Below are 2,023 nucleotides of genomic sequence, written 5' to 3'. Positions count from 1 at the left end.
CTCCGGGTCTGTCGGTTAAATATCGTTTCAGACGGCTTTCCCTTTACTCCAAGATACTCAAGCACAATACCGGAAAGCTCTTTCCATTTCTCTTGAATCCTCTTTTTTATTTCATCAACAAAGAGTTCTTCTTTCCCCGACGGAGCAAGAAAAACGAACTTGTTGGGAAAGGAGGCAACAGTCGCATCTTTTTTCAATTCAAGTTCCAATTCAAGCTTTTCATTATATTCGCTGAAGAATTCCTGAAATTCTTTTCCCAGATACTCTTCCACAAGCGGTTGATCCTGAAGAGAAGGGTAAACAATATGATCCGGCCCCAGATAATCCATTATTGCGGCAATCCCTTCAAAAGTAAGCCATGAAAGAATAACAGATGCTGCCCAGTGATCTCTGAGTTTTCTGGTCTTTCCAATAAACGGTTGTACAGGTGAGATTGAAAATACAACCATAGAAGCTCTGTTTAGATCACTTTCAGCAAATGAAGTACAAAGCGCGCTGACCATACCGCAATGGTTCCAGATAGAATGATCGGGGATTCTGCTGTCAGCAGGCAGTCTGTCCCATAAATGGCCGAGACTGCCGCAATTTTCGGTTATTACTCTTTTCCGAAGAACAAAAAAAAGATAATTGAAATATGCTTGTTTGTTCCATATAGTATTAAGCTTATTTGTATCTTTTTTAATCAGATCTACAATCTGTCTTGTTGTGTTATTCGCAGATTCAAAATCTCCGACAAATTTTAGTGGCGCTCCGCCTGAAACAGGGTGTGTAATTTGCAGATTTTGTAAAAAATCAATTGCTCCATTTTTAGATTTATCAGAGCTGTATCCCGGTAAGCTTGCCCTATCAAGGCCTGCGGCTATTATGTCACACAAACCCACTTCGGCCTTATCCGGCGTTGATGTGCCAAAAGCATCAGCAATATCTTCCGCTCGCCCCTCATGCCCTGGTATTTTCAAAGCCTTGTCAATGGGATCGTGTAAGAAAAAACGAAGTTTCTGCTCCCAGTAGCTGTCATTTCTCTTTTCCATATTTATGCCTTTCTCAAAAGTCAGGTTGTTCTTTCAAAATTTTCATCAAGGTAATTATGTATTTTCTGCCACACGGAAAGTTCGCTGCCTAAACTTGAATCCCAAGGCTTTGGGATTTTGTGGGGCAGGTGGAAAAAGTATGCATTGTATTTATTACCGGTTTTCCTGATGATTATGCGAAGCTGAGACGGCATTCGACCATTATTTCCACCCCAGTTACCAATATTGTGCTTTGTAACCGGGTATCCAAGGATATGGCGCTTTTGAACACCATTTGGCGGCGCTTGAGGAAAAGGAAGCGCTTGCTGTCGCAAATCCATATAAGATTCTCCAGCCAGTTTCATGGCATCTTCCCACATATTACCTTTGCCGATTTTCCATAACAAAGGTTGCTCGTTGGATATCCCAAGTTTGAAGGGGTATTTTTTACCAACCTTGAAAATTTTGCTGACCTCTTCACCATACTTTTCAAGCAGTGTCTTTCGTGGTGATAATGAGATGCTGTCATTCATAACCAAAAGATTAAAACTGCCCCAGCCATTTCTGGACCGTGCGCCAAGAGATCCAAACTCAGCAAAAAGAGATAATGCACCAATAAGATTATTCCTGCTCTTTTTTGGGAAGAACACTGATAATGCGAATTTCTCTCCGGGCAGAATTCTTGTTTTTCTATATATTCCGTTAAAATCTACAGGTCCCATACCAAGATAAGCGCTAAGCCGAACATTTTTATTGTTGGCCTCAGGGTTCACTTTTTTTCCTATTGAGGCAATCTTCTTTTTACTTCCTGTTCTTACAGAACCGGTGACAACAACATCCACCAGGCTGCGAGTCGCTTTGCCGGTTACCCCACCAAACAATTTCTGCTCATTTTCAAGCATCTTTTGATGCGAAAGTTCCCCCTGTGTTATACGCCACCAGTACCTGATAGTATTTTTAAGAGGAGCTGCCCGAAGTTCCGCATCGCCATTAGCTCCGCCCAAAAACATGGG

General features: G+C 41.8%; 2 protein-coding genes. Both read right to left on the bottom strand.

Features of this window, described 5'->3' with window-relative positions; all coding sequences use genetic code 11:
* Positions 1 to 1,031, bottom strand: a 1,031-nt coding sequence (locus AC3LHT_RS10645; protein WP_488662883.1) for a type III-B CRISPR-associated protein Cas10/Cmr2, incomplete at its 3' end; no start/stop codon positions are given.
* 20 nt (positions 1,032 to 1,051) lie between these two features.
* The coding region (locus AC3LHT_RS10640; protein WP_488662882.1) for an RAMP superfamily CRISPR-associated protein at positions 1,052 to 2,023 on the bottom strand (972 nt) is incomplete at its 5' end.

Source organism: Kosmotoga sp., assembly GCF_982836095.1.
This window is presented reverse-complemented; position numbering and strand designations above follow the sequence as displayed.